We start from the raw sequence: 21,014 nt of genomic DNA, 5'->3' as shown, positions 1-21,014 counted from the left end.
TAGTTTATAAAGTCGTGCCGCCGCCCAATGGGTTTAATGCGACAGCATTCTGCAGGTAATCCGGCGAAAGGTGCGCATACACCATTGTTTGCTGGATGCTCGCATGCCCCAATATTTGCTGTAAGGCGATTATGTTTCCTCCGTTCATCATAAAATGACTGGCGAAGGTGTGGCGCAAGATGTGTGTTGCTTGGTTCGGCGGTATATCCGGCTTGACCTGCTTCAGTATCTTGCAAAACTTTTCATAATCGACTTTGAACAGCTTCCCGCTCGCCTTCTCCTTTATCATCTTTTCCAGTTCTGCCGAAATCGGGACGGTGCGTTTTTTCCCGTTTTTGGTTTTCAGGAACGTGACCCGGCAGTTAACTACCTGCGAAGGTTTCAGGGTTGCCAGTTCTGACCAGCGTCCTCCGGTACTAATCCCCAGTAAAGCGATAAGCAAATCATCACCGGTTACAGCGGCCAGCAAGCTGGCGATTTCCGGTTTTTCCAGAAACGTCATTTCCGGGTTTGCTTCGGCCAGTGGCGGCAGCCCGTGCACCGGGTGAGAGCCGACAAATTCTTCCAGCTGGATCAGCTTCGTAAACATGCCGGAAAAGCGATACATGTCCCGGTTAATGGTTGAAGCGCTGATCCCATCCTTAAGCCGCACGGAACGGTAATCCATTAATAGCCGCTTATTCATCCGGCTTACTGGCATATCACCCAGCCCGTTGATTGTCTTAAGCAGGTGATTAAATTCCTTTTGGCCGTGCTCGTGGTTCTGGCCGTGATACTTCCACCAGATATCCAGCAATTCCTTTAGCGTGCGCCGGTCAGCTCGCTGCCCAGCCCATTCTTTTGTATTCGCGTTCGCCAGCGTATAACGCTCAAAGGCGATCGCTTCTGCCTTTCTTTCAAACTTCCGGCGAATGCGACGTCCTTCGCGCCCGCGCGGTCTGATATCCACTTCATAACGCCCATCATCGAGTCTTTTGATAGTCATAAGACCCTCCGAATAGAGCTTTCAAACGTTCCCGGATTGACTGAGCTTGTCCGGGTTTTCGTACTTACTTCTTTGTGACACCGGAAGTTATATTTCCTTACAAGTAAACAACTTTTGTAATAAATATAGGCCCGGTTAATAGTTAGCCAGTTTTTCGGCCTGAGAGTGACAAGGTTGTTTCGTCTTGCCCAGAGTGTGCGACGACCGGGGAGATCTGCCCGGCTTCTGGTGCTGTCTTATCAGTCATTAGCCAAAGAGTGTATTTCTGAAATTGGGGGTTGGTCGTTATCTTCAGTAGAGCTGTGCCGCTGGGTTCAAAGTTGCCAGTTTCATATTTCTTTAAAGTGCTTAGTGACAAGTCAATGATTTGGCAGAATTTCGCCTGACTCAATCCCTCCGCTTCCCTCAATGCTTTTACCTTTTCGCTCAATTTCATTTGACATGGAACCTATATGTGTCCTAAATTTCCCATCAATGGAACCTATATGTGTCCCATTACGGGCGAGAGTCCAACCCTTCAGGAGCGTTCCTGAACGGTCTGCAAGGGGCTGGATCCTCTGAGACTAGCACGAAGTGACCGCGCCGCCGAGATTTCGACGGGACATTCATCAGAAAAGAGTAGGGGTAAGCGATGGAAACAAATGATTACGTGATCCAGTACCCACTGGATGCGGTACACCCTGATAAGTTTGCCGAATTAGTGGGTAAGCCAGCGTCGGCGATTGAGTCAATGATTAAGGCTAACAAGCTGCCGGTTGTTGAATTCCGCGACCCGACAAAACCTAATGCGCGCGCTGGCGATAAATTGGTGCTTTTGTCCGAATTTAACCGTGGTGTTCGTGAAGCATTTCGTAACCGTCCCGTTGAGCAACGCGACGCTTGGCTTTTATGGATGGGGCTTTAATCATGGTTGAGCCTCGTTGTATTGCTCAATTGCTGCGTAACCAGCAGGGCGCAAACCATATCGATTTCACTATCACGCATGGCTGGGGGCGTAAGGGCATCATCATTCGCACTCGCAAAATCAGCCGTGTTTCTGCCTTTCTCCGTTTTTTAGGGGTGACGAAATGCCAGTAATGACCATCGGTATTGTCGAGAAACAACCCGCCGCCCTTCGCGGTTTGATTGGTAAGTATCTGGCCGCGCCTCGTTGGTCTGATACCTGCGATTTCTATAACCAGATGATGGAACGTGAACGCCTTACCATCTGCTTTCATGCTCAGTTAAAGCAACGCCACGCGAATATGCGCCTCGAAGAAATGAACGACGCCGATCGCGAGCGCCTGATTAACGCGATTGACGAGCTGCGCAATACGTTTTCAAAATCTCGTCAGATGGGGTCTAGCCCTTCAACTTTCGTTGGTCGCATGACTGTCAGCCAGCGCCGCACCCTTTTCATGCATGCCGGGTTAACTGAAAAAGAATTTAATCAGCCCATATGGCGCACCGATGAGGCGTCATGTTATTGGCGTGAGAAGTTACTACGCGCATTACGTGAATTAATGGCGCTATTTGAAAACGCACCAACGATATTAACATCGGTAAAACCTGAACAGTATTTACATTAATTAGTTCGGAAGTGAATTTAACGCGCTTAACTGCGCGGGGCTTTCTTTTATCTGGAGAATGAAAATGAAAGAGTTGATAGAGCTTGTTTATAAGAGCAATACTTTTGAATTGTGTGAATGCTGGCGCTTTATTAAAAAGCAAAAGCAAACATTTGTTTTCAATGTTGATGTAAATAAAATTATTTCAGCAGTTTTAGAAGAGTATTTCGCCCCCTGCGAAGTGGGTTATATGTTTTACCTTGCCTCTAAACCTTCTTTTGTTCCTGCCAGCACCACGGCGATTTCTTTGTCATCGCGTGATATCAACAAAATCGTGAAGTACGTATGGCGCGAACAACAACGCCGACACCGTGCCGAGCGCCGAGAATCTGGTTTTGATTACGATTTACCATTCTGAATATTCGTATGAAAAAGGGGGGCTCTAATGTCTGCTCATGATTATTTTATTGTTAATAAGTGGCTAGTGATCGGCGTATTACCGAGCGGCGATTATCAACTCTCGGAATTGCGTCATGATAAACAAGCGGAAGGTTTCGCAAAGTCTGTAATCGCAATTTATCAGAATGAATTAAATCTCGTATCTGACTCGGTGAATCTGCTAGTGAAACGCGCTGTTTTTTGTCGGGACATATCCACAAGCAAAGAACTGGCAACGCTGACCGCCGGGTTTGTTCAGGATTGTATTGATGTTATCGCGATGCTTAAAAATAAAGAGGGTAAAAATGTCAATTCGCATTGAAATCGGCGACCGCTATGTCGTCACCAGTGACCAGTTTCAGTTTATTTTACGCGAGAAGAAAGTCGCAAAAACCGGAAATAATGCTGATAAGGAATATCTCGATACTGTCGGTTATTATCCGAAATTAAGTCAGCTTGTTTCCGGCTTACTTCATCATTCAATTCTGACCGGTGACGCGACCGCATTTGAATCGCTGGCCGTGCAGGTTGAGCGTGTAGCCGAACTGTGTCAGGCGGCTTTCTGCAGCGATGGCCGTTGAGATCCGGGGGCGCGTCGCCCCTTCGCCACCACCACCATTTTTAAAATCTGCCGGTGAGCCCTTCACCGGCGCTTTCCCATGGAATAAATCAAAAGCGGCCATCGGTCGCGATAGACCTCTTACACGTGCCGAATTCCGTCAGGTGCAAGCGGTTTTATTCAAAATTGACCGTCTGCCGTACTTCCTGAGCTCGCATTTTACCTCGCGTTATAACTACATACGCCGGACTAAAAGCCCGTTACATGGTCTGTATTACCTGACAAAGACGTTTGAGAAAAGGCTATGGCCGCGCCTCGAGCGTGTAAATCAGGTGTACGGAATGGACACCAGTAAATCAATACGCCTCTTATCCGAGCGTGACGAGTTTGAAACCCTGCCGGGCATGAATGATAAGGCGCTGAAGAAATTCGCCGCCCGGTTATCTGCACAGCTTTTTATGGCTTACGAAGAACTGAGCGACGAATACACCGAGGCATACGGACGCAAAGAGGCGCTGTTTACCGATGAGGCTCAGTCGTATCTTTACGGCCAGCTCGCCAGCGCGGTACGCGCGTTTAACATCACGCCGATGTACTGGAAGAAATACCGCAAAGGTCAGATGACCATCCGTATGGCCTATTCAGCCATCGCGCGCATGATGAATAACGAGTGGTGGGTCAGTCAGCTTAAAGCCCAGCGCATGCGCTGGCGCGAGTCCCTGCTGATTGCTGCCGGTGAGGTTAATAAAGACCGTTCTCCGTACGCCAGCAAAACAGCCATTCGGGACGTTCACGCGCGTCGCCTGGCTAATCTGGAATACCTCAAATCATGTGAGCTCGAGAATAAAGCGACCGGCGAGCGTATCGACCTGATTAGCAAGGTGATGGCGAGTATTTCAAACCCTGAAATTCGCCGTATGGAGCTGATGAACACCATCGCCGGGATTGAGCGTTACGCCGCATCAGTCGGCCACGTCGGCATGTTTATCACGATCACCACACCGTCAAAATATCACCCGACCCGTCAGGTCGGGAAAGGTGAGAATAAAACCGTTCAGCTTAATCACGGCTGGAATGATAAGGCATACACGCCGAAAGATGGTCAGCGCTATTTATGCAGCATCTGGAGCAAGATGCGTACAGCGTTTAAAGATAATGATTTGCAGGTCTACGGGATGCGCGTTGTTGAGCCACATCATGACGGCACCCCACACTGGCATATGATGCTGTTTTGCAAGCGCGCCCAGCGCAAGCAGATCACCGACATAATGCGCCGTTATGCGATGAAAGAAGATGGACACGAGCGCGGCGCGGCGCGTAATCGCTTCGAAGCAAAACACCTCAATAAAGGCGGCGCGGCTGGCTATATCGCGAAATACATCGCTAAGAATATCGATGGCTATGCGCTCGACGGCCAGCTCGATAATGACACCGGTAAACCCCTTAAAGATACCGCTTCGGCGGTCACCGCATGGGCGTCAACATGGCGCATCCCTCAGTTTAAACCGATTGGCATCCCGACGATGGGCGCATATCGCGAGCTCCGCAAGCTGCCGCGCGGCGTCAGCATCGCCAGCGACTTTGACGAGCGTGTCGAAGCGGCTCGCCATGCTGCTGATGAGGGTGAATTTGATTTATACATCGCCGCACAGGGTGGCGCGAATGTTAAGCGTGACGACCAGACCGTCAGGGTCGCGCGCACTACGACCGATGAGGTCAACGAGTATGAAGAAGATATCGAGAGAGTCGTCGGTATTTACGCCCCTCATCTTGGCGCGGGTCACATTCGAATCACCCGGTCATCAGAATGGCGCATCGTTCCAAAGGCTGTTGCCGTTGAGCCTTTGACTTTAAAAAGCGGCATCGCCGCGCCTCGGAGTCCTGTCAATAACTGTGGGTTTGTTACCAACGGAGCCGCCACGGACATGACGCCTACACCGTCTGAGCAAGCCGCAGCGGTGCTAAATCTTATCGATGACGGGGTTATCGGTTGGGACGACCCGGAGGCCGTGAAGGTGCTCAGGGAAGCGCTAAAGGCGGGGGCTAAACCTCAAAACAGGCAGCAAAGAAACCGGTCACCGTTAAAACCGGATGAGCTAGCACCTTCAGCTCGCCTGACCAAATCACAGCGAGACCAGATATCGCGCATCCGGTTTGACCTCGCACAGCATGGCATCAGGCCGGAACGGTGGGAGCTGGATGTGCTGGCGCGAGGTGCGACGGTGACATATGGCGAGAAAAAATTCAGTTATGCGGTCGCTGATGAGTGGCCGGGCTATTCAACAGAAACGGAGTGGAACAAATGACAACTAAGTTAATGCAGGTCGGCGGTTATCAGATTGGTATCGACCCGGATTATTCATCAGAGGAAAAAACAGTCGGTATTATTTGCAGCGTTGATAAAAAATCAGGAGTGGTGACGGTCGTATCGAAACTGGATGAGCACGGCGTCAGGGTTATTGAGGCTTTGGCCGAAGAGCTTCGGTTGTGTAAAAAGTCGCTAAGCAAACGCCAGCCAACGGTGGTCATCCCTAGCATATGGAAGCACTATTCCGGGGCGAAAGTGGCGGGGATCTATGAAAATGCAATGGATAAAGCGGGTGTGAAATGGCTCAGTGTTGATGATATTCGTCGCGAGGGCTGCTAAATGCACAAAATACCCCGCGAAATACCGCAGCATAAAAACAAAAGCATAAAACTGATGGGAATTGTGCATCGACTACAACAAATAATGGTCAATGAGAACCTGACACCCGCCGAGCTGGTCGGGTGTGCCGAAATCGTCAGGGATAGTTACGGGCGGCTGCATGATATCAGCAATCATAAAATTGAGGCGTTCACACCGGCGAGAGGTCCGATAATCCCGCCACCACGTCGACCATAGCAAACGCCGCCGGTGCTGAAACTTGTTTTCAGCGCTGGCGGGGTTTAACAACGAGCGCCGCGAGGCGTTAGCTGGTTACCAGATTGACCCCGAGAGTCAGCAGATTTGTCACTGCACCGGCAATCACTCCCGGCGCACCATCTTTCACCGCACTGATAATTTTATCACCCATCGTCTCGTTACCGCCGAGTGCCTCGGGCTTTTTGTTGAGTACCGCAAGCGCTTTCTCGGTCAGTCTTACTTCGCTGAAATACGTCTGGTGATCGGTTTTGTATTGGATGTATCCATTTTCCCCAAGAAAAGTGAATGTGCCATCAATCACACTTCGCAATTCATTAAATGCTTTCATCTTGGGTGAGTTAATTTGTTCGAACCAGTCATCAGGCAGTGCGGCGTTAAATTTCTCATAGCTTATTACCTGAGGAACGGGAAAGTTTTCCCATAGCACTGCAAAGATTTCAGCCGTCTGCTGGTTAAATAAATCGAGGTTTTTAGACATGCATAATTCCCATTCATTGATAGACCCAGTTCTCAATTGGGCAAAGAGGCTAACTGTAATGGCCTCAAATAACGACCTCAGCTCTCGCGAGGTGGAAAGCTACACCGCAAAAATGGTAGAGCAAGCCAGTAAGGATGAGCTCGCGGTCGCTATAAAACACCTGTTAAACCACATCAGAATGCACAAATAAAAGGATCTATATCAATATGTTATCTCTCGTTTATGAAAATCCGTGGACAACGATTTTTTTGTTGATTGTCGCCTCCGCTTGTCTGAATAGCGTTATTGGTGCTTTGCGTGGGCATTAATCGCAATCGAATCCCCCTGAAACCGGCGCTCTGATGCCGGTTTTTTTATGCGTTTTTCCCGTGTTTTTTGCCATTTTTAGCCCTGCATGCATGACTGCATCGAATTGCATGCGTTTTCCTCCCCTGTCGCGTCTGAGCGCCGCCAGTGCTGGCGCGCCTCCGGCGTGTTCGTGCACCTGCATTAAAACCGACCCATAAAGCGGGCAGGCGTGGCGGGGATAGCATTGCGCGCTGAGCGTGGTATTTATTTTTATTTATCAGCGCCTGAGCGCGTCACTGTGGCGTTTAAATGGTCGTGGGTGAGTCGTAAGGTGTTGAGGTGTGACGACGGCGTGTCGTGGCGCTGAGGGCGTTGTGTGCGGTGGGGGTAAAGCCGCCACGACGGGCGGCTATGGGTGGGGTTATTCGTCGTCGCCGAGTGTGTATTTTTCGAAGCGGATAATCTCTTCACCCGCCCACTCGTTCAGCTCCATGAAGCGCGCCTGAAGCGGGGTCAGCTCGTTACGCACAAAGACCTTTGCCACCTTCTCAACGTCGCCCACTGAGCCGACGTTCTCCGGCTTGCCGCCCATCAACTGGAACGGTATGCGGTGCGCGTCGAGCAGGTCAGCGGCGCTGACTTTCTTGATATTAAAAAAGTCATCCTTTGTCGCGACTTCGCTCAGCGGCACAATTTTAATCCCATCCGGTTTACCGTGCGGTGCGTAGAAAAACAGGTTTTTAAAATTGCCGAGCCCTTTCGAGTCGCGCATCGCCTTTCGCAGCGCCTCGACGTCGGTGCTGCTCTGTGCGGCATCGGTCACATACATGATGTACCCGGCGTGGGCGCCGTTCTGATAATACTTGCGGCGAAAAAGCGTCGCCGACTCATTCAGCCAGGCTGAATTAAGCGCGCTCAGGTATTCCGGCATCCCGTACAGCTCCTGATTAATATCAGGCTCGAGCAGGTGGAAGACGGAACCGGCCCTGAACTTGTGCGGCTGCGTGTAGCTCTGAATGTACCAGTACACATCATCCTCAATGCCACGGCGGGTGTATTTCGCCGGTGAGGTTTCCAGCTTTAACGGCTTGCCGGTCATGCCGGTACGCTCTTCGAGAAAGGCGTTACCAAAGACCAGATAATCGAGCGCGTACCGGCTGAAATCCTGACGCGATAACAGCGGGTGCGGGATGTAGGTCGACACCAGAATGTTACGCTTGACGTAAATCGGCGAGCTGTGGTGAACGGCGGCGCGCATGCTCTTCGCCAGCCCGGAGAAGCTCACCGGCGGCTCGTACCACTGGCCGTTGTCGATACACTCCACATAATCGAGGATATCCCGGCGATCGAGTACCGGCGTCGGCTCGCCGAAAGTGAACGCTTCCATGCTCAGTGCCGGTGCGGCGGTGTGGTTTTCGGTGCGCGGCTGCTGCTGGCGCTTGTTGCGTTTTTTGCTCATTAATTCCACTCCATAATGCTGGATGACTGTTCGCCGGTCGCGGCGGTCAGCGGCTCATTGATTAATACGTGCATGGTTGCCCACGCGAGATCGGCGTGACTGGCTTCCTCGGTGCGGCTGGCCTCGTAGGTCGAGCTGCGGCCACTGCTGGTCATGGTTTTACGAATCGACATAAACGACTGCGTGATGTCGGTCGCACTGACGTCGTACTCGAGGCACCCGCGGCGAATGGTGTCTTTAGCTTTCAGCACCATCGCGGTTTTCATTTCCGGCGTGTAGCGAATTTCCCGCGCTGCCGGGTAGAACGAGCGCACCAACTGGAAGACGCCCTGACCGAGCCCGGTCGCATCGATGCCGATGTATTCGACGGTGTATTTCTGCGTGAGCTCGCGAATGGATTCGGCCTGTTGGGCAAAATCCATGCCTTTCCACTGGTGACGTTCGAGGATGCGGAATTTACCCCCGGCGACAACCGGCGGCGCGATGACGACGCACCCGGCGCTGTCGCCCCGTAATGACGGGTCGTAGCCAATCCACACCGGGCGGTGACCGAATGGCCGGTCGGCAAATGGCGCGTAATCGCTCCATTTTTCGAGGCTGTCGACCATGCAGCGCTGAAGCTCTTCGAACGGGAAGACCGACGCTTTATCGTCGACGAACTCGCACATAAACAGGTTGCGGAACTCGTCGACGCTGTTCTCACGCTTCAGCGTATCGATGTTAAACAGGGTGCACCCTTTGGCGAGTGCGTCCTCGATGGTGACAATCTGCCGCCACTGGCCGTCAGGGCAAGCGACACCCTTCGCGAGTGCGGCGTGACTGATATCGATATCGACCCGCTCGCTCTTGTCCGAGCGCCCACGGTTGAACTGTTCGCCCGACCAGAACGGATAGGCACCGTGTGCCAGCGACGACGGGGTCGAAAAGTAGGTCGTGCGTAAATGCTCCTGTGACGACATACCACCGGCGACGCGCTTCAGCTTCTGGAAGTTGGGGATCCAGAAAATTTCATCGACATACAGGTCGCCGTTGTGGCTTTGCGCGGTGTTGGCGTTGGTGCCGAGAAACATCAGCTCCGCGCCATTGTTGCCGAGTACAATCGGGTCACCGGTGAGCTCGACGCCAACCTGTCGGGCAAAAGCGATAATGTATTTACGGAATACATAGGCTTGCGTCTTGCTGGCTGACAAAAATATCTGGTTGTGGCCGGTCTTCAGCGCCTGTAGTAACGCCTCACGCGCAAAGTAGAACGTCGCGCCAATCTGGCGTGATTTGAGGATGTGCCGGATTCGGTGCGCCAGTCCAGCGCGCCACCACTCGAGCTGATAGTCGAAAGACTGCTCGAGAAAAATCTCTTCGAGTTTCTCGATAGCCTCTTCGCTGAAAAAATTCTTTTTCGGCTTCTTCTTTTCCCCCTTGTTGCGGTTGGCCACCTTCGGGTTTAAATCGGCCTCGTTGCCGGTCTGGCCGTAGCGGTTAACCCTTGCGAGGCGCTCCATCTGGCGCGCCAGAAAATCCGCGACTTTGAAGTCGTGCGGCGTCAGGTCGGGCTTTGCGTAGAGCTGAATCAGTCGTGCCTCGAGCGTGAACTCGACCCGGTTTAGTGGGGCGGTTTCTTCCCATTTATCGCGCTGCTTCCAGCTCTGCACCGTGGGGCGCTTAACCTGCAATTGCTCCGCGATTTGCGGCACGGAGAACCCTTGCCAGAACAAAAGCGCGGCCTGTCGTCTCGGGTCGCTGAGTAATGTTGTGTCGGTTGTAGTGGTCATAAAACCTCGCCGTGATGAGTACACGGCAAGGCTAAAGATTCAGGGGGGATGAATCGCTAAACCCCTGTTGTGTCAGGGGTTGCACTTCCGCAACAGGTGGCTGGCGAGGGGCTGAGTCGGGAAACTACATCCGACCCGATAACCCAACTCAGGACACCTGACACATGGCTAAAAAAGTTTCGAAATGGTTTCGCATCGGCGTCGAGGGTGACACCTGCGACGGTCGCGTTATCAGTGCGACCGATATTCAGGAAATGGCTGATTCGTATGACCCGCGCGTCTACGGTTGCCGTATTAACCTCGAGCACCTGCGCGGCCTGTTGCCTGACAGCGTATTTAAACGTTATGGCGATGTGGCTGAGCTGAAAGCTGAAGTGATTGACGATGATTCAGCGCTCAACGGCAAGCTGGCATTGTTCGCCAAAATCACACCGACTGATGACCTCGTCGCGATGAATAAGGCGGGACAGAAAGTCTATACCTCAATGGAAATTCAACCGAACTTTGCCAACAGCGGCAAATGCTATCTGGTTGGTCTGGCCGTCACTGACGACCCGGCAAGCCTCGGTACTGAATATCTCGAGTTTTGCCGCACCGCGAAACACAACCCCCTCAACCGCTTTAAAGCCAGCCCTGAGAATTTCTTCTCTGTGGCAACGCTCGCCGAGCTGGAATTTGAAGACCAGCGCGAGCCCATCATCACCCGTCTGAGCGACACGGTGAAAAGCATCTTCAGCCGTAAACAGGCCAGCGACGACGCGCGATTCGGTGATGTGCACGAAGCCGTGACCGCCATCGCCGAGCAGGTGCAGACCGGCGGCGAAAGCGCCGAGGTACGTTTCAGCCAGCTTGAAACCGAGCTCGCCGACGTCAAAAAGGCGCTGACCGAACAGGCCGCAGCCACCTCGCAGCAATTCAGCACCATCAAAATCACGCTGGACAACACCGAAGACAAATCGCAGCCGCGCCGCAAATTAAGCGCCGGTGGCGACGGTGATGCGGCTGGCTCCACGCTGACCGACTGCTAACCCCTGATAAACCCGAAGGAATAAGAAACCCATGCGTAAAGAGACCCGTTTTAAATTCAATCAGTACCTGAGCCGTATCGCCGAGCTGAACGGCATCGAGACCAGCGACCTCGACAAGAAATTCACCGTTGAGCCGTCGGTCACTCAGACCCTGTTTGACAAAATCCAGCAGTCGTCCAGCTTCCTGAAGCTCATCAACATGGTGACCGTCTCCGAGCTGACCGAAGAGAAAGTCGGCATCGATGTGACCGGCTCCATTGCCAGTACCGCCGACACTGACGGCGGCGTCGAGCGTAAAACCGCTGATTTCTCGAAAATGGATGCGTACCGTTATTTCTGCCACCCGGTGAACTTCGACTATCACCTGAAGTACAACAAACTCGACCTGTGGGCGCGTTTTCAGGATTTCCAGATCCGCATTCGCAACGCCATCATCAAGCGTCAGGCACTGGATTACATCACCATCGGCTTTAACGGCGTGAGCCGCGCGGCGACCTCCGACCGTACCAAAAATCCGTTACTTCAGGACGTGGCCGTCGGCTGGTTGCAGAAATACCGCGAAGACGCGCCGGAGCGTGTGATGTCCAGCATCACCGACGATGACGGTACCGTGATTTCGAACACCATCAAGGTGGGCAAAGGCGGTCATTACGCCAACCTCGACGCGCTGGTGATGGATGCGTTTGAATCGCTGGTCGCGGAGATCCACCGCGAAAACCCGGAAATGGTTGTCATCTGTGGTCGCCGCATCCTGACCGACAAATACTTCCCGATGATTAATAAATTCCAGGCGAACAGCGAACAGCTCGCCGGTGAGCTGATTATCAGCCAGAAGACCATCGGTCAGCTTCAGGCGGTGCGCGCGCCGTTCTTCCCGGCGAACAGCATTTTCATCACCACGCTGGATAACATTTCGATTTATCTGTACGAGGACGGCCACCGCCGCCACATCGTCGAGAACCCGAAACTCGACCAGGTGGAAAACTACGAACAGGTCAAAGTCGATTTCGTCATCGAGGACTACGAGGCCGGGTGTCTGATTGAAAATATCGAGATCCTCGAGCCGGAAGAAACCGACACCCCGGAAGCGGCCAGCGCGGAAATCTTCGCGGCGGCAATGGTCAAGGCGATGCAGTCCCTGACCGGTACCGCACCGGCTGACGCTGACACCCCTGACGGCACGGAGGCTTAACCGATGGCAACCCCCGCACAGCGTCACGCGATGCGGGTCTCGGCTATCAGGGCATCGCAGCGGGAAAACGCCCCGCTGCGTCATGCCTCAGCTTACGAGCAAATGCTCGTTAAGCTGGCCGCAGACCGCCGGACGCTTTCAGAAATCCGCTCGAAAGAACGCAAAGCGGATAAAAAACGCGAATTACTCCCGCTGTACCTTCCGTGGGTCGCTGGCGTACTGGAAAGCGGCACCGGCGCACAGGATGACATTCTGATGACGGTGATGCTCTGGCGTCTTGATGCGGGGGATATCACCGGCGCGATTGAGATTGCGCGCTATGCGCTGCGCTTCAGTCTCTCGATGCCGGAAAACCATTCCCGCCCCGCGCCTTACATGCTGGCCGAAGAGGTCGCGCTCGCGGCAACTCGCGCCCGTATCGCCGGTGAGCCCGTCGACGCTGCTCAGTTGCTCGAGGTCATCGGCCTGACTGAAGCCGCCGACATGCCCGACGAAGTCCGCGCCCGACTGCATAAGGTTACCGGGCTGGCGCTGCGTGATGCCGGTCAGCTTCCTGAGGCGCTAGGACATCTGAAACGCGCCTTACAGCTCGACACTAACGCCGGTGTTCGCAAGGACATTGAGACGCTCACCCGCGAGGTATTCCCGAAGCCGGTCACCACCAAAAAAGCGGAAAAGAAAACCGCCGCGAAAAAGGCACCCGCTAAAAAACCAGATTCACCGGTGAAACGAGGGCGAGGACGCCCGAAGAAAGTCACCGGTTAACCGAACGCGCCCCGCGCCGGGCGGCTCGCTGGTCAATGTCGGTAATTTACCGCAACTGCGACCGGCGACCACCGCCCACCTATTTACTGAGGTACTCATGACCATGATTGTGATGAACAACCCGACGCAACCGCGCGACCAGATGGTCATCCCACCTGAGCCGGTCGAGGAACCGGTGATTAAAAATACCGGCTTTTTCCCTGATGTTGATCCGAAGCGCATGCGAGATGAAATGCGCCTCGAGCAGACCGTGACGCCGGTGCGTCTGCGCCGGGCAATTAAAACCGCGATGGCCGAGACCAACGCCGAGCTGACCGACTGGCGCGACCTTCAGCTCGCCGCCGGATATGCGCGGCTCGAGGATGTGCCGACGGATGAAATCGACGGCGAAAGCGTCCGGGTCTTCCACTACTTCAACGCCGTTTGTTCGATGACAACCGCGACACTGTACGAGAAATATCGCGGCGTCGATGCCAGCGCCAAAGGTGACAAAAAGGCCGACAGCATCGAGGAAACCATCGACGAAATGTGGCGAGACATGCGCTGGTCGGTTGCCCGTATCCAGGACAAAGCGCGCTGCATCGTGGGGCAAATCTGATGAACGTCATCGCGCATCAGGGCGACACGCTCGACACGTTATGTCAGCGCCATTACGGGCGTACTGAGGGCGTGGTCGAGGCGGTGCTTTTGGCTAATCCGGGTCTCGCCGAGCTGGGCGTCGTCCTGCCGCACGGCACGGCGGTCAGTCTGCCTGAAGTCGACGCCGCGCCGGTATCGGAGACCGTGAACCTATGGGACTGACGATGGAAAAAATCACGACCTTTCTGACCTACTGGCTGTCAGTGGCGCTGGCGTATTTCGGTACGCAGACGCCCGAAAAGCTGGCGATTGTTATCGGCGGTGGCTGTGCCATCTTCACCGCGCTGGTGAATTTCTGGTATCGCCGCAAGACGTATAACTATCTCGTTTCAATGGGTATCGATAAGGGGGTGATTCGTGGCCTCAATCGTTAAACGTTGCAGTGTGGCCGTCGTGCTGGCGCTGGCGGCACTGGTGCCTGATTTTCGTTTGCTTCACACCTCGCCGGAGGGGCTCGCGCTGATTGCCGACCTCGAGGGTTGCCGGTTGCGCCCTTACCAGTGCAGCGCGGGTGTGTGGACGTCAGGCATCGGCCACACTGCCGGGGTGGTACCGAAACGGGATATCACCGAGAAAGAAGCCGCCGTGAATCTGGTCGCCGACGTGTTGAACGTCGAGAAACGTCTCGCGGTCTGTGTGCCGGTAGAAATGCCACAGGCGGTCTATGACACGCTGGTCAGCTTCGCCTTTAACGTCGGCACCGGCGCGGCCTGTCGCTCAACGCTGGTTTATCACCTGAAGCACCGGCAATGGTGGCAAGCCTGTGACCAGCTTACTCGCTGGGTGTTTGTGAATGGCGTCCGTAATACCGGGCTCGAAAATCGCCGCTTGCGCGAGCGCGCAAACTGCCTGAAGGGGGCGCAATGAAAACGCTGATTGTGTTGTTAATGCTGGCCGTGGCCGGGCTGCTGTGGTTGCGTCACGAAAACACCAACCTGAGCCGCTCTTTTGAACGGGCGAATAAAGTCGCGGGTGAGCAAAAAACGGTTATCAGCATGCTGAAAAGCCAGCTCAAAACCGCCCACCGCATCAGTGGTGAAAACGAAACCGCTCAGGTCTTACTGCGTGGTGAGCTCATCGATGCCGGGGCTCGGGCGCAACGCCGGGAACAGACTATAACGAGGTTACTCAATGAGAATGAACAGCTTCGCCGCTGGTACAGCGCTGATTTGCCTGATGCTGTGCGCCGGTTGCACCAGCGCGCCGCCTGTGCCGACGCCGGTGATTGTTTACAACGCTTGCCCGAGGGTCAGCCTTTGCCCGATGCCGGGAAGTGACCCGACCACCAATGGCGATCTGAGTGCGGATATACGCCAGCTCGAAAGCGCCCTCGAGCGCTGCGCGCTTCAGGTCAGAACGATAAAAAATTGCCAGGACAAAATCGATGTACAAGCCAAAGAGTCTGCGAAAAGCCTTAACTGACGCCGTGCCTGATTTGGCGCGTAACCCCGAAATGATGCGCATCTTTATCGATAACGGGAAACTCGCCTCCACGCTGGCGGCGTCGCTGTCTTTCGAGAATCAGTACACGCTCAATGTGGTGGTGACCGACTTCACCGGCGATATCGAGCTGCTGCTCGTACCGATTCAGGCATGGCTGCGCATCCATCAGGCCGACATCATGACGACCGATGAGGGGCGTAAAAAAGGCTTCACCTATTTCGCCGATATCAACGACAACGACAGCGCCGATATCAGTATCAGCCTGATGCTGACCGAGCGCACCATCGTCAGGGAAGACGGGAATAAGCTACATATTGAGACCGTGCCGGAACCTCAGCCACCTGAGCCGCTCGTATGAATGACTTTAAACCGTTCGACGATAAGCTCGCCGGGCTGATAGCGGCGCTGTCACCGACCGCCCGGCGCAAGATGGCCGCAGATATCGCGAAGACCCTGAGAACCCGACAACAGCGCCGGATTAAAACGCAGAAAGCGCCCGACGGCACCCCATACGCCGCACGAAAACGCCAGCCGGTGAAAGCGAAGAAAGGCCGGGTTAAGCGGGAAATGTTCGCGAAGCTCCGCACCAGTCGCTTTATGAAAGCCACGGCGGGAAATGACTCTGCTGTCGTGGAATTTACCGGCAAGGTGCAAAGGATGGTGCATGTGCATCAGTACGGCCTGAAGGATAAGCCAGGGCGAAACAGCGCGCCGGTGCAGTACGCCGCCCGACCGCTCATCGGGTTTAACGCTGAAGACCGGCAAACCGTGGAAGAAATTATTCTCGCTAAATTGTCCGTTTAACGTTGTGCTATCGACAGTAAAACCCGCATCAATTGCCGCTCAGAGCACCGGGCGGCATCCTTCCTTGTATGAATACTCGCGCAACTCTTCAGGACGCTTTACGCCTCCTACGCAATTTGATCCGCACCGGCGTCATTGTCGAAGTCGACCTCGATGACGGGCGCTGTCGCGTCCAGACTGGCGGCATCGTTACCGACTGGCTTCAGTGGCTGACGACGCGCGCCGGTCGCTCTCGCACGTGGTGGGCTCCCTCTGTGGGCGAGCAGGTTTTACTGCTGGCCGTGGGTGGCGAGCTCGACACCGCCTTTGTGCTGCCGGGTATTTTCTCTGATGACCATCCCGCGCCGTCGGCGTCGGCTGATGCATTTCACATCACCTTTCCTGACGGGGCGGTTATCGAGTACGAGCCGGAGACCGGCGCGCTGACCGTAAGCGGCATAAAAACCGCAGACGTGACGGCCTCGGATTCTATCGCCGTGACGGTGCCGGTGGTGACGGTGAAAGCCGAGACCCGCATCACCCTCGACACACCGGAAGTGGTCTGCACCAACAAACTGACGACCGGGTCACTCGAGGTCACGAAAGGCGGGACGATGAAAGGTGATATCACCCATACCGGCGGTTCGCTTTCTTCAAACGGAAAAGTGCTTCATCTGCATAAACACCCCGGCGACAGCGGCGGTGAAACAGGGGCACCACTATGACAACACGTTACATCGGCATGAGCCGCGAGACCGGGCGCGCTATTACTGACGTTGAGCATATCAGTCAGAGCTGTGGCGACATTCTGCGTACGCCGGTCGGCTCGCGAGTGATGCGCCGCGATTATGGGTCGCTGCTGTTCTCCCTGATTGACCAGCCGCAGACCGACGCGCTGAAGCTGCAAATTATGTGTGCCTGTTATATGGCGCTGCTGAAGTGGGAACCGCGCATCAGCATCAGCGCGCTGACGGTTGAGCGCCAGTTTGATGGCCGGATGGTTGTTGACCTGACCGGCGAAGTAAAAGCCACCGGCAAACCACTTTCTTTAACCATCCCTGTGAGTTGAATCTATGGCAACTATTGACCTGAGCCAGCTCCCCGCGCCCGACTTCGTGGAAACGCTGGATTTTGAAACCATTCTCGCGGAACGCAAAGCGACGCTGGTCTCGCTTTATCCTGAAGAGCAACAGGAAGCTGTTGCGCGCACTCTCGCCCTCGAGTCTGAGCCGCTGGTGAAATATCTGGAGGAAAACGCCTATCGCGAAGTCATCTGGCGTCAGCGTGTGAACGATGCCGGGAAAGCCTGCACGCTGGCCTATGCGAATAATAACGACCTCGACGTGATGGCCGGGAACAACAATACCGAGCGTCAGACCGTGACACCTGCCGATGACAGCACTATCCCGCCGACACCGGCGGTCATGGAATCAGACGCTGATTTGCGGCTACGCGCGCAACAGGCGTATGAGGGGCTCAGCGTGGCCGGGCCTGTCGGTGCGTATGAATATCATGGCCGCAGCGCTGACGGGCGTGTCGCTGATATCTCGGTAGTCAGCCCGTCACCGGCCTGTGTGACCATCACCGTACTTTCACGCGAGGATGACGGCACCGCATCCGATGATCTGCTGGCCGTCGTGGAAAAAGCGCTGAACGCTGAAGAGGTGCGCCCCGTTGGCGACCGGGTAACGGTGCAGAGTGCTGAAATCGTGCCGTACCAGATTGACGCAACTCTTTATTTTTATCCGGGGCCAGAAGCCGAGCCCATCCGTCAGGCCGCTGAAGAAAAACTCAAGGCGTATATCACCGCACAACAGCGACTAGGGCGCGACATTCGCCAGTCGGCGATTTATGCCGCCCTGCACGTCGAGGGTGTGCAGCGTGTCGAGCTGGCCGCGCCGCTGGCTGACATTGTGCTCAGTAAATACCAGGCATCCTGTTGCACCGAATACAGCATCGCTGACGGGGGTGCCGATGAGTGATAACCGGCTGTTGCCCGTTGGCTCGTCGGTGCTGGAGGTTGCCGCCGCTCGCGCGGCCGCAGATATCGAGCGTGTGCCGGTACCGCTTCGCACGTTGTGGAACTGGCGCACCTGCCCGGTGCGGCTGCTGCCGTATCTGGCGTGGGCGTTTTCGGTTGACCGGTGGGATGAGAGCTGGCCGGAAGCGACAAAACGCAGCGTCATCGCCTCGGCGTTTTACGTTCACGCCCACAAAGGCACCATCGCCGCATTACGGCGCGTGGTGGAGCCGTTGGGCTATCTGATTGAGGTTAAAGAGTGGTGGGAGCTCGACGAAGAGCCGGGTACTTTCCGGCTGGTTGTGGGCGTACTCGAGACCGGCATCACCGATGAAATGTATCTCGAGCTCGAGCGCCTGATTGAAGGGGCAAAACCGGCAAGCCGACACCTGACCGGGCTCGCCATCAGCCTGAGCACCACCGGGCGCGCTTATGTGGGCGCAAGCTGCTACGACGGCGACCTGTTAACCATTTATCCCTACGCCGCCGAGGAAATTGTCGTCGGTGGTGATTTTTATCCGGCTTCGGCCATTCATCTGATTGATAACCTGCGAGTAAGCGCATGACGACGAAATATTTTGCCATCCTGACCAATCAGGGCGCGGCGCGACTGGCAAACGCGACCGCGCTCGGTACAAAACTGAATATCACACAAATGGCCGTCGGTGACGGGGGCGGCACCTTGCCGACACCTGACCCGGCTCAGACAAAACTCGTTAACCAGACCCGCATCGCGCCAATTAATTCGCTGGGCGTGGATGCTAACGACGCCGGTCAGATTATTGCCGAGCAAATCATCCCGGAGAATGAGGGCGGTTTCTTCATTCGCGAAATCGGTCTTTATGATGACGATGGCGTTTTGATTGCTGTCGCCAACTGCCCGGAAACCTATAAGCCGTTACTGGCCGAGGGTAGCGGTCGAACGCAGACCATTCGCATGATTCTGGTTGTCTCGAGCACGTCGGCGATCACCTTAAAAATTGACCCGTCAGTCGTGCTGGCGACCCGCAAATACGTCGATGATGCGGTCATCGAGGTGAAGAGTTACGCCGATAAGCTCATCAAAGACCATGAAGCAAAGGCTAACCCTCATAAACAATACCCGCTTATCGAGAACGCCCTCAAAGAAATGGCCGACGCCGGGCTGATTGACAAAGTTCTCGAAAACCTTGGTTTAAGCGAAGGTGCCCCAATGATAGGAACTCCTATCCCTTGGCCTTCCGAAATCATGCCATCAGAAATTTTCCCTCATATGGCAAACATGGTTTTTCTGAAACACAACGGCGCGCCTTTTGATCCCGATATTTATCCACTGCTGGGGAAAGTGTATCCCGACGGAGTAATTATAGATTTACGTGGTGAGTTTATTCGCGGCTGGGATGATGGGCGCGGTGTAGATGGCGGTCGGAATTTACTGGCTTATCAGGAATCATTAGTAGCAGGGCATACGCACTCGTTAGGTAGAATGTGGGCGTCATCGGATGAAACGAATAACGCCGTTAAACATTTAGGTATATCTAAAAACATTCACAACACAACGAAAGAAAGTATGGGTAACGGGATTCTGGAGGATGTTGACATCTCATTAGGGATTGTCATTGGTTATGGGCAAGGCGGCAATTTTACGTCTACCTCATCAATAAAAAGCAACTCACCATCAACCGATAATAGACCTCGTAACATCGCATTTAATTACATAGTGAGGGCTGCATAATGGCAAACGCAAAATTAAACAGTAAATTTATTGCCACGGTAGCGGGTGATATTACCGTGTTTAACTACGATGGAGGGACACGCGAATATATTTCCTCATCTGTTGAATATCTGCCAGTTGGTGTTGGCATTCCAGCTAATTCATGCACTGACAAGCCAGGACAAAGCAAAGAAGGTTTTTCCATTTGTCGTACACCTGATTTCACCGCGTGGGAATATGTGGCTGATCATCGCGGTGAAACGGTATATAGCACTGAAACAGGAGAGGATGTTTCCATTACTGCGCTGGGTGACTATCCAAAAAATACGACTACGCTAGCACCCGCCACGCCTTACGATAAGTGGAACGGTAGCGAGTGGGTGACAGACTCTGATGCTCAACAGGTGGCAGCCGTAGCCGCTGCGGAGACACAAAAAGCGCAACTACGTGCAGTAGCTACAGACGAAATTGTATGGCGTCAGGATGCAGTAAGTGCAGGAATCGCGACGGAAGGAGAAGCCGCTGCGCTGACTGAATGGATAAAATATCGGGTCTTGCTGATGCGAGTTGATACAACAAAACCCGTATGGCCTACTCCACCGGCGGCTCAGGCCAGTTGATTTCTGGCGCACTGGAGGTGTTTACCGCCTCCAGTTCCTTAATATATGTTCTCCACTCAATTAGTTTCGCCTTGCCCTCATCACTAATTGAGCCAAGCAGGAGATCTGTCTGCCATCCTTTCGTTACTTCTGATGCTTCAGCCAGAAGATGAGATTTTTTCTGTTCTGCCTCTGCAATTTCCTTAGCTTTGATTTCTGCCGCCGTCGGCGGTGGAATATCTTCCCACGCCGGGAGGCCATCAGGCCCGGCAATACGGCGTTTGCCATTATTGATGGTCCTGAAAAATTCATTAAAAACATCATCGCTAACAGCAATGGCATCATTGAATTCATCCGTGTTTAACAAACGGCTACCGCTGGCAATGAAAATATTCTGTTTAGCGCTGTAATAATAATTTTTCAT

Annotated in this window: 33 protein-coding genes; 27 read left to right on the top strand and 6 right to left on the bottom strand. The window is 54.1% G+C overall.

Annotation, left to right across the window (positions count from 1 at the left end; genetic code table 11):
* Nucleotides 1–4: 4 nt before the first annotated feature.
* Together K7B04_RS04765 and K7B04_RS04760 are read right to left on the bottom strand one after the other, a co-directional pair.
* Nucleotides 5–985, bottom strand: a complete 981-nt coding sequence (locus K7B04_RS04765) for a tyrosine-type recombinase/integrase (RefSeq protein WP_223803590.1) — start codon at nt 983–985, stop codon at nt 5–7.
* Between the two features lie 142 nt (nt 986–1,127).
* Complete coding sequence (locus K7B04_RS04760; RefSeq protein WP_223803589.1) at nt 1,128–1,421, bottom strand: helix-turn-helix transcriptional regulator; 294 nt, start codon at nt 1,419–1,421, stop codon at nt 1,128–1,130.
* A gap of 195 nt (nt 1,422–1,616) precedes the next feature.
* Between K7B04_RS04760 and K7B04_RS04755 the strand changes: the two genes are divergently transcribed.
* The 9 genes from K7B04_RS04755 to K7B04_RS04715 all read left to right on the top strand — a co-directional run bounded on the left by K7B04_RS04755 (nt 1,617) and on the right by K7B04_RS04715 (nt 6,413).
* A complete protein-coding gene (locus tag K7B04_RS04755; RefSeq protein WP_223803588.1) occupies nt 1,617–1,889 on the top strand; it encodes a Cox family DNA-binding protein in 273 nt (90 codons plus the stop codon).
* A gap of 2 nt (nt 1,890–1,891) precedes the next feature.
* Nucleotides 1,892–2,062 carry a hypothetical protein gene (locus K7B04_RS04750; protein WP_223803587.1) on the top strand — a complete coding sequence of 57 codons (171 nt, stop codon included), beginning with the start codon at nt 1,892–1,894 and terminating at the stop codon, nt 2,060–2,062.
* A complete protein-coding gene (locus K7B04_RS04745) occupies nt 2,053–2,553 on the top strand; it encodes a replication protein B (RefSeq protein ID WP_223803586.1) in 501 nt (166 codons plus the stop codon). Before K7B04_RS04750 ends, K7B04_RS04745 begins: the two co-directional genes overlap by 10 nt.
* A 64-nt stretch (nt 2,554–2,617) precedes the next feature.
* Complete coding sequence (locus K7B04_RS04740; RefSeq protein ID WP_223803585.1) at nt 2,618–2,950, top strand: hypothetical protein; 333 nt, start codon at nt 2,618–2,620, stop codon at nt 2,948–2,950.
* A gap of 27 nt (nt 2,951–2,977) precedes the next feature.
* Nucleotides 2,978–3,292, top strand: a complete 315-nt coding sequence (locus K7B04_RS04735; protein WP_223803584.1) for a DUF5405 family protein — start codon at nt 2,978–2,980, stop codon at nt 3,290–3,292.
* Complete coding sequence (locus K7B04_RS04730) at nt 3,276–3,551, top strand: DUF5405 family protein (protein WP_223803583.1); 276 nt, start codon at nt 3,276–3,278, stop codon at nt 3,549–3,551. Before K7B04_RS04735 ends, K7B04_RS04730 begins: the two co-directional genes overlap by 17 nt.
* The gene (locus K7B04_RS04725) at nt 3,541–5,835 is read left to right on the top strand and encodes a replication endonuclease (protein WP_223803582.1); all 2,295 of its coding nucleotides are present in this window, start codon (nt 3,541–3,543) and stop codon (nt 5,833–5,835) included. The genes K7B04_RS04730 and K7B04_RS04725 overlap by 11 nt, the downstream gene beginning before the upstream one ends.
* Nucleotides 5,832–6,176, top strand: coding sequence for a hypothetical protein (locus K7B04_RS04720; RefSeq protein ID WP_223803581.1), 345 nt, complete (start codon nt 5,832–5,834; stop codon nt 6,174–6,176). The genes K7B04_RS04725 and K7B04_RS04720 overlap by 4 nt, the downstream gene beginning before the upstream one ends.
* A complete protein-coding gene (locus tag K7B04_RS04715; RefSeq protein WP_223803580.1) occupies nt 6,177–6,413 on the top strand; it encodes a hypothetical protein in 237 nt (78 codons plus the stop codon).
* Nucleotides 6,414–6,480: 67 nt separating this feature from the next.
* Here K7B04_RS04715 and K7B04_RS04710 read toward each other — a convergent pair whose 3' ends face one another.
* On the bottom strand, nt 6,481–6,912 hold the full coding sequence (locus tag K7B04_RS04710) for a hypothetical protein (RefSeq protein WP_223803579.1): 432 nt from the start codon (nt 6,910–6,912) through the stop codon (nt 6,481–6,483).
* Between K7B04_RS04710 and K7B04_RS24550 the strand changes: the two genes are divergently transcribed.
* On the top strand, nt 6,911–7,102 hold the full coding sequence (locus K7B04_RS24550) for a hypothetical protein (protein ID WP_346015168.1): 192 nt from the start codon (nt 6,911–6,913) through the stop codon (nt 7,100–7,102). The two genes, K7B04_RS04710 and K7B04_RS24550, sit on opposite strands and share 2 nt — an antisense overlap.
* 519 nt (nt 7,103–7,621) lie before the next feature.
* Here the strand turns inward: K7B04_RS24550 and K7B04_RS04705 are convergent.
* Both K7B04_RS04705 and K7B04_RS04700 read right to left on the bottom strand, forming a co-directional pair.
* A complete protein-coding gene (locus K7B04_RS04705) occupies nt 7,622–8,659 on the bottom strand; it encodes a phage portal protein (protein WP_223803578.1) in 1,038 nt (345 codons plus the stop codon).
* Nucleotides 8,659–10,428 (bottom strand): terminase ATPase subunit family protein, encoded by a 1,770-nt coding sequence (locus K7B04_RS04700; protein ID WP_223803577.1) that lies wholly within the window; start codon nt 10,426–10,428, stop codon nt 8,659–8,661. Before K7B04_RS04700 ends, K7B04_RS04705 begins: the two co-directional genes overlap by 1 nt.
* Nucleotides 10,429–10,592: 164 nt before the next feature.
* Here K7B04_RS04700 and K7B04_RS04695 point away from each other — a divergent pair, with 164 nt between their 5' ends.
* From K7B04_RS04695 to K7B04_RS04615, 17 genes are all read left to right on the top strand, one after another.
* The gene (locus tag K7B04_RS04695; protein ID WP_223803576.1) at nt 10,593–11,456 is read left to right on the top strand and encodes a GPO family capsid scaffolding protein; all 864 of its coding nucleotides are present in this window, start codon (nt 10,593–10,595) and stop codon (nt 11,454–11,456) included.
* 31 nt (nt 11,457–11,487) lie between these two features.
* Nucleotides 11,488–12,648, top strand: a complete 1,161-nt coding sequence (locus K7B04_RS04690) for a phage major capsid protein, P2 family (protein ID WP_223803575.1) — start codon at nt 11,488–11,490, stop codon at nt 12,646–12,648.
* Nucleotides 12,649–12,651: 3 nt separating this feature from the next.
* Nucleotides 12,652–13,413 (top strand): terminase endonuclease subunit, encoded by a 762-nt coding sequence (locus tag K7B04_RS04685; protein ID WP_223803574.1) that lies wholly within the window; start codon nt 12,652–12,654, stop codon nt 13,411–13,413.
* 97 nt (nt 13,414–13,510) lie between these two features.
* Nucleotides 13,511–14,011 (top strand): head completion/stabilization protein, encoded by a 501-nt coding sequence (locus K7B04_RS04680; RefSeq protein WP_110140859.1) that lies wholly within the window; start codon nt 13,511–13,513, stop codon nt 14,009–14,011.
* A complete protein-coding gene (locus K7B04_RS04675) occupies nt 14,011–14,214 on the top strand; it encodes a tail protein X (RefSeq protein ID WP_001100637.1) in 204 nt (67 codons plus the stop codon). The genes K7B04_RS04680 and K7B04_RS04675 overlap by 1 nt, the downstream gene beginning before the upstream one ends.
* Nucleotides 14,205–14,426: an HP1 family phage holin gene (locus K7B04_RS04670; RefSeq protein ID WP_223803180.1), complete on the top strand. Its 222-nt coding sequence runs from the start codon at nt 14,205–14,207 to the stop codon at nt 14,424–14,426. The genes K7B04_RS04675 and K7B04_RS04670 overlap by 10 nt, the downstream gene beginning before the upstream one ends.
* On the top strand, nt 14,410–14,919 hold the full coding sequence (locus K7B04_RS04665) for a lysozyme (RefSeq protein WP_223803573.1): 510 nt from the start codon (nt 14,410–14,412) through the stop codon (nt 14,917–14,919). Before K7B04_RS04670 ends, K7B04_RS04665 begins: the two co-directional genes overlap by 17 nt.
* Complete coding sequence (lysB, locus tag K7B04_RS04660) at nt 14,916–15,329, top strand: Rz-like lysis system protein LysB (protein WP_223803572.1); 414 nt, start codon at nt 14,916–14,918, stop codon at nt 15,327–15,329. The genes K7B04_RS04665 and lysB overlap by 4 nt, the downstream gene beginning before the upstream one ends.
* Complete coding sequence (gene lysC, locus K7B04_RS04655) at nt 15,229–15,474, top strand: Rz1-like lysis system protein LysC (RefSeq protein ID WP_249221869.1); 246 nt, start codon at nt 15,229–15,231, stop codon at nt 15,472–15,474. The genes lysB and lysC overlap by 101 nt, the downstream gene beginning before the upstream one ends.
* On the top strand, nt 15,437–15,853 hold the full coding sequence (locus tag K7B04_RS04650) for a phage tail protein (RefSeq protein WP_110140869.1): 417 nt from the start codon (nt 15,437–15,439) through the stop codon (nt 15,851–15,853). The genes lysC and K7B04_RS04650 overlap by 38 nt, the downstream gene beginning before the upstream one ends.
* The gene (locus K7B04_RS04645) at nt 15,850–16,299 is read left to right on the top strand and encodes a phage virion morphogenesis protein (RefSeq protein ID WP_223803571.1); all 450 of its coding nucleotides are present in this window, start codon (nt 15,850–15,852) and stop codon (nt 16,297–16,299) included. The genes K7B04_RS04650 and K7B04_RS04645 overlap by 4 nt, the downstream gene beginning before the upstream one ends.
* A gap of 68 nt (nt 16,300–16,367) precedes the next feature.
* Nucleotides 16,368–17,003: a phage baseplate assembly protein V gene (locus tag K7B04_RS04640; RefSeq protein ID WP_223803570.1), complete on the top strand. Its 636-nt coding sequence runs from the start codon at nt 16,368–16,370 to the stop codon at nt 17,001–17,003.
* The gene (locus K7B04_RS04635) at nt 17,000–17,347 is read left to right on the top strand and encodes a GPW/gp25 family protein (protein WP_223803569.1); all 348 of its coding nucleotides are present in this window, start codon (nt 17,000–17,002) and stop codon (nt 17,345–17,347) included. Before K7B04_RS04640 ends, K7B04_RS04635 begins: the two co-directional genes overlap by 4 nt.
* Nucleotides 17,348–17,351: 4 nt before the next feature.
* Entirely contained in the window at nt 17,352–18,260 is a 909-nt protein-coding gene (locus tag K7B04_RS04630; protein WP_223803187.1) for a baseplate assembly protein, read from the top strand.
* Nucleotides 18,253–18,864 (top strand): phage tail protein I, encoded by a 612-nt coding sequence (locus tag K7B04_RS04625; RefSeq protein WP_223803568.1) that lies wholly within the window; start codon nt 18,253–18,255, stop codon nt 18,862–18,864. The genes K7B04_RS04630 and K7B04_RS04625 overlap by 8 nt, the downstream gene beginning before the upstream one ends.
* Complete coding sequence (locus K7B04_RS04620; RefSeq protein WP_223803567.1) at nt 18,861–20,012, top strand: phage tail protein; 1,152 nt, start codon at nt 18,861–18,863, stop codon at nt 20,010–20,012. The genes K7B04_RS04625 and K7B04_RS04620 overlap by 4 nt, the downstream gene beginning before the upstream one ends.
* The gene (locus K7B04_RS04615) at nt 20,012–20,611 is read left to right on the top strand and encodes a tail fiber assembly protein (RefSeq protein WP_223803566.1); all 600 of its coding nucleotides are present in this window, start codon (nt 20,012–20,014) and stop codon (nt 20,609–20,611) included. Before K7B04_RS04620 ends, K7B04_RS04615 begins: the two co-directional genes overlap by 1 nt.
* On the opposite strand, the gene K7B04_RS04610 is transcribed toward K7B04_RS04615, so the two are convergent.
* The gene (locus K7B04_RS04610) at nt 20,583–21,014 is read right to left on the bottom strand and encodes a tail fiber assembly protein (RefSeq protein WP_223803565.1); all 432 of its coding nucleotides are present in this window, start codon (nt 21,012–21,014) and stop codon (nt 20,583–20,585) included. The two genes, K7B04_RS04615 and K7B04_RS04610, sit on opposite strands and share 29 nt — an antisense overlap.

Origin of the sequence: Kluyvera sp. CRP, from assembly GCF_019930565.1 — a bacterium.
Classification (GTDB): Bacteria; Pseudomonadota; Gammaproteobacteria; order Enterobacterales; family Enterobacteriaceae; genus Kluyvera; species Kluyvera georgiana_A.
The sequence above is the reverse complement of the archived record's forward strand: the minus strand, read 5'-3'. Positions and strand labels throughout refer to the sequence as shown.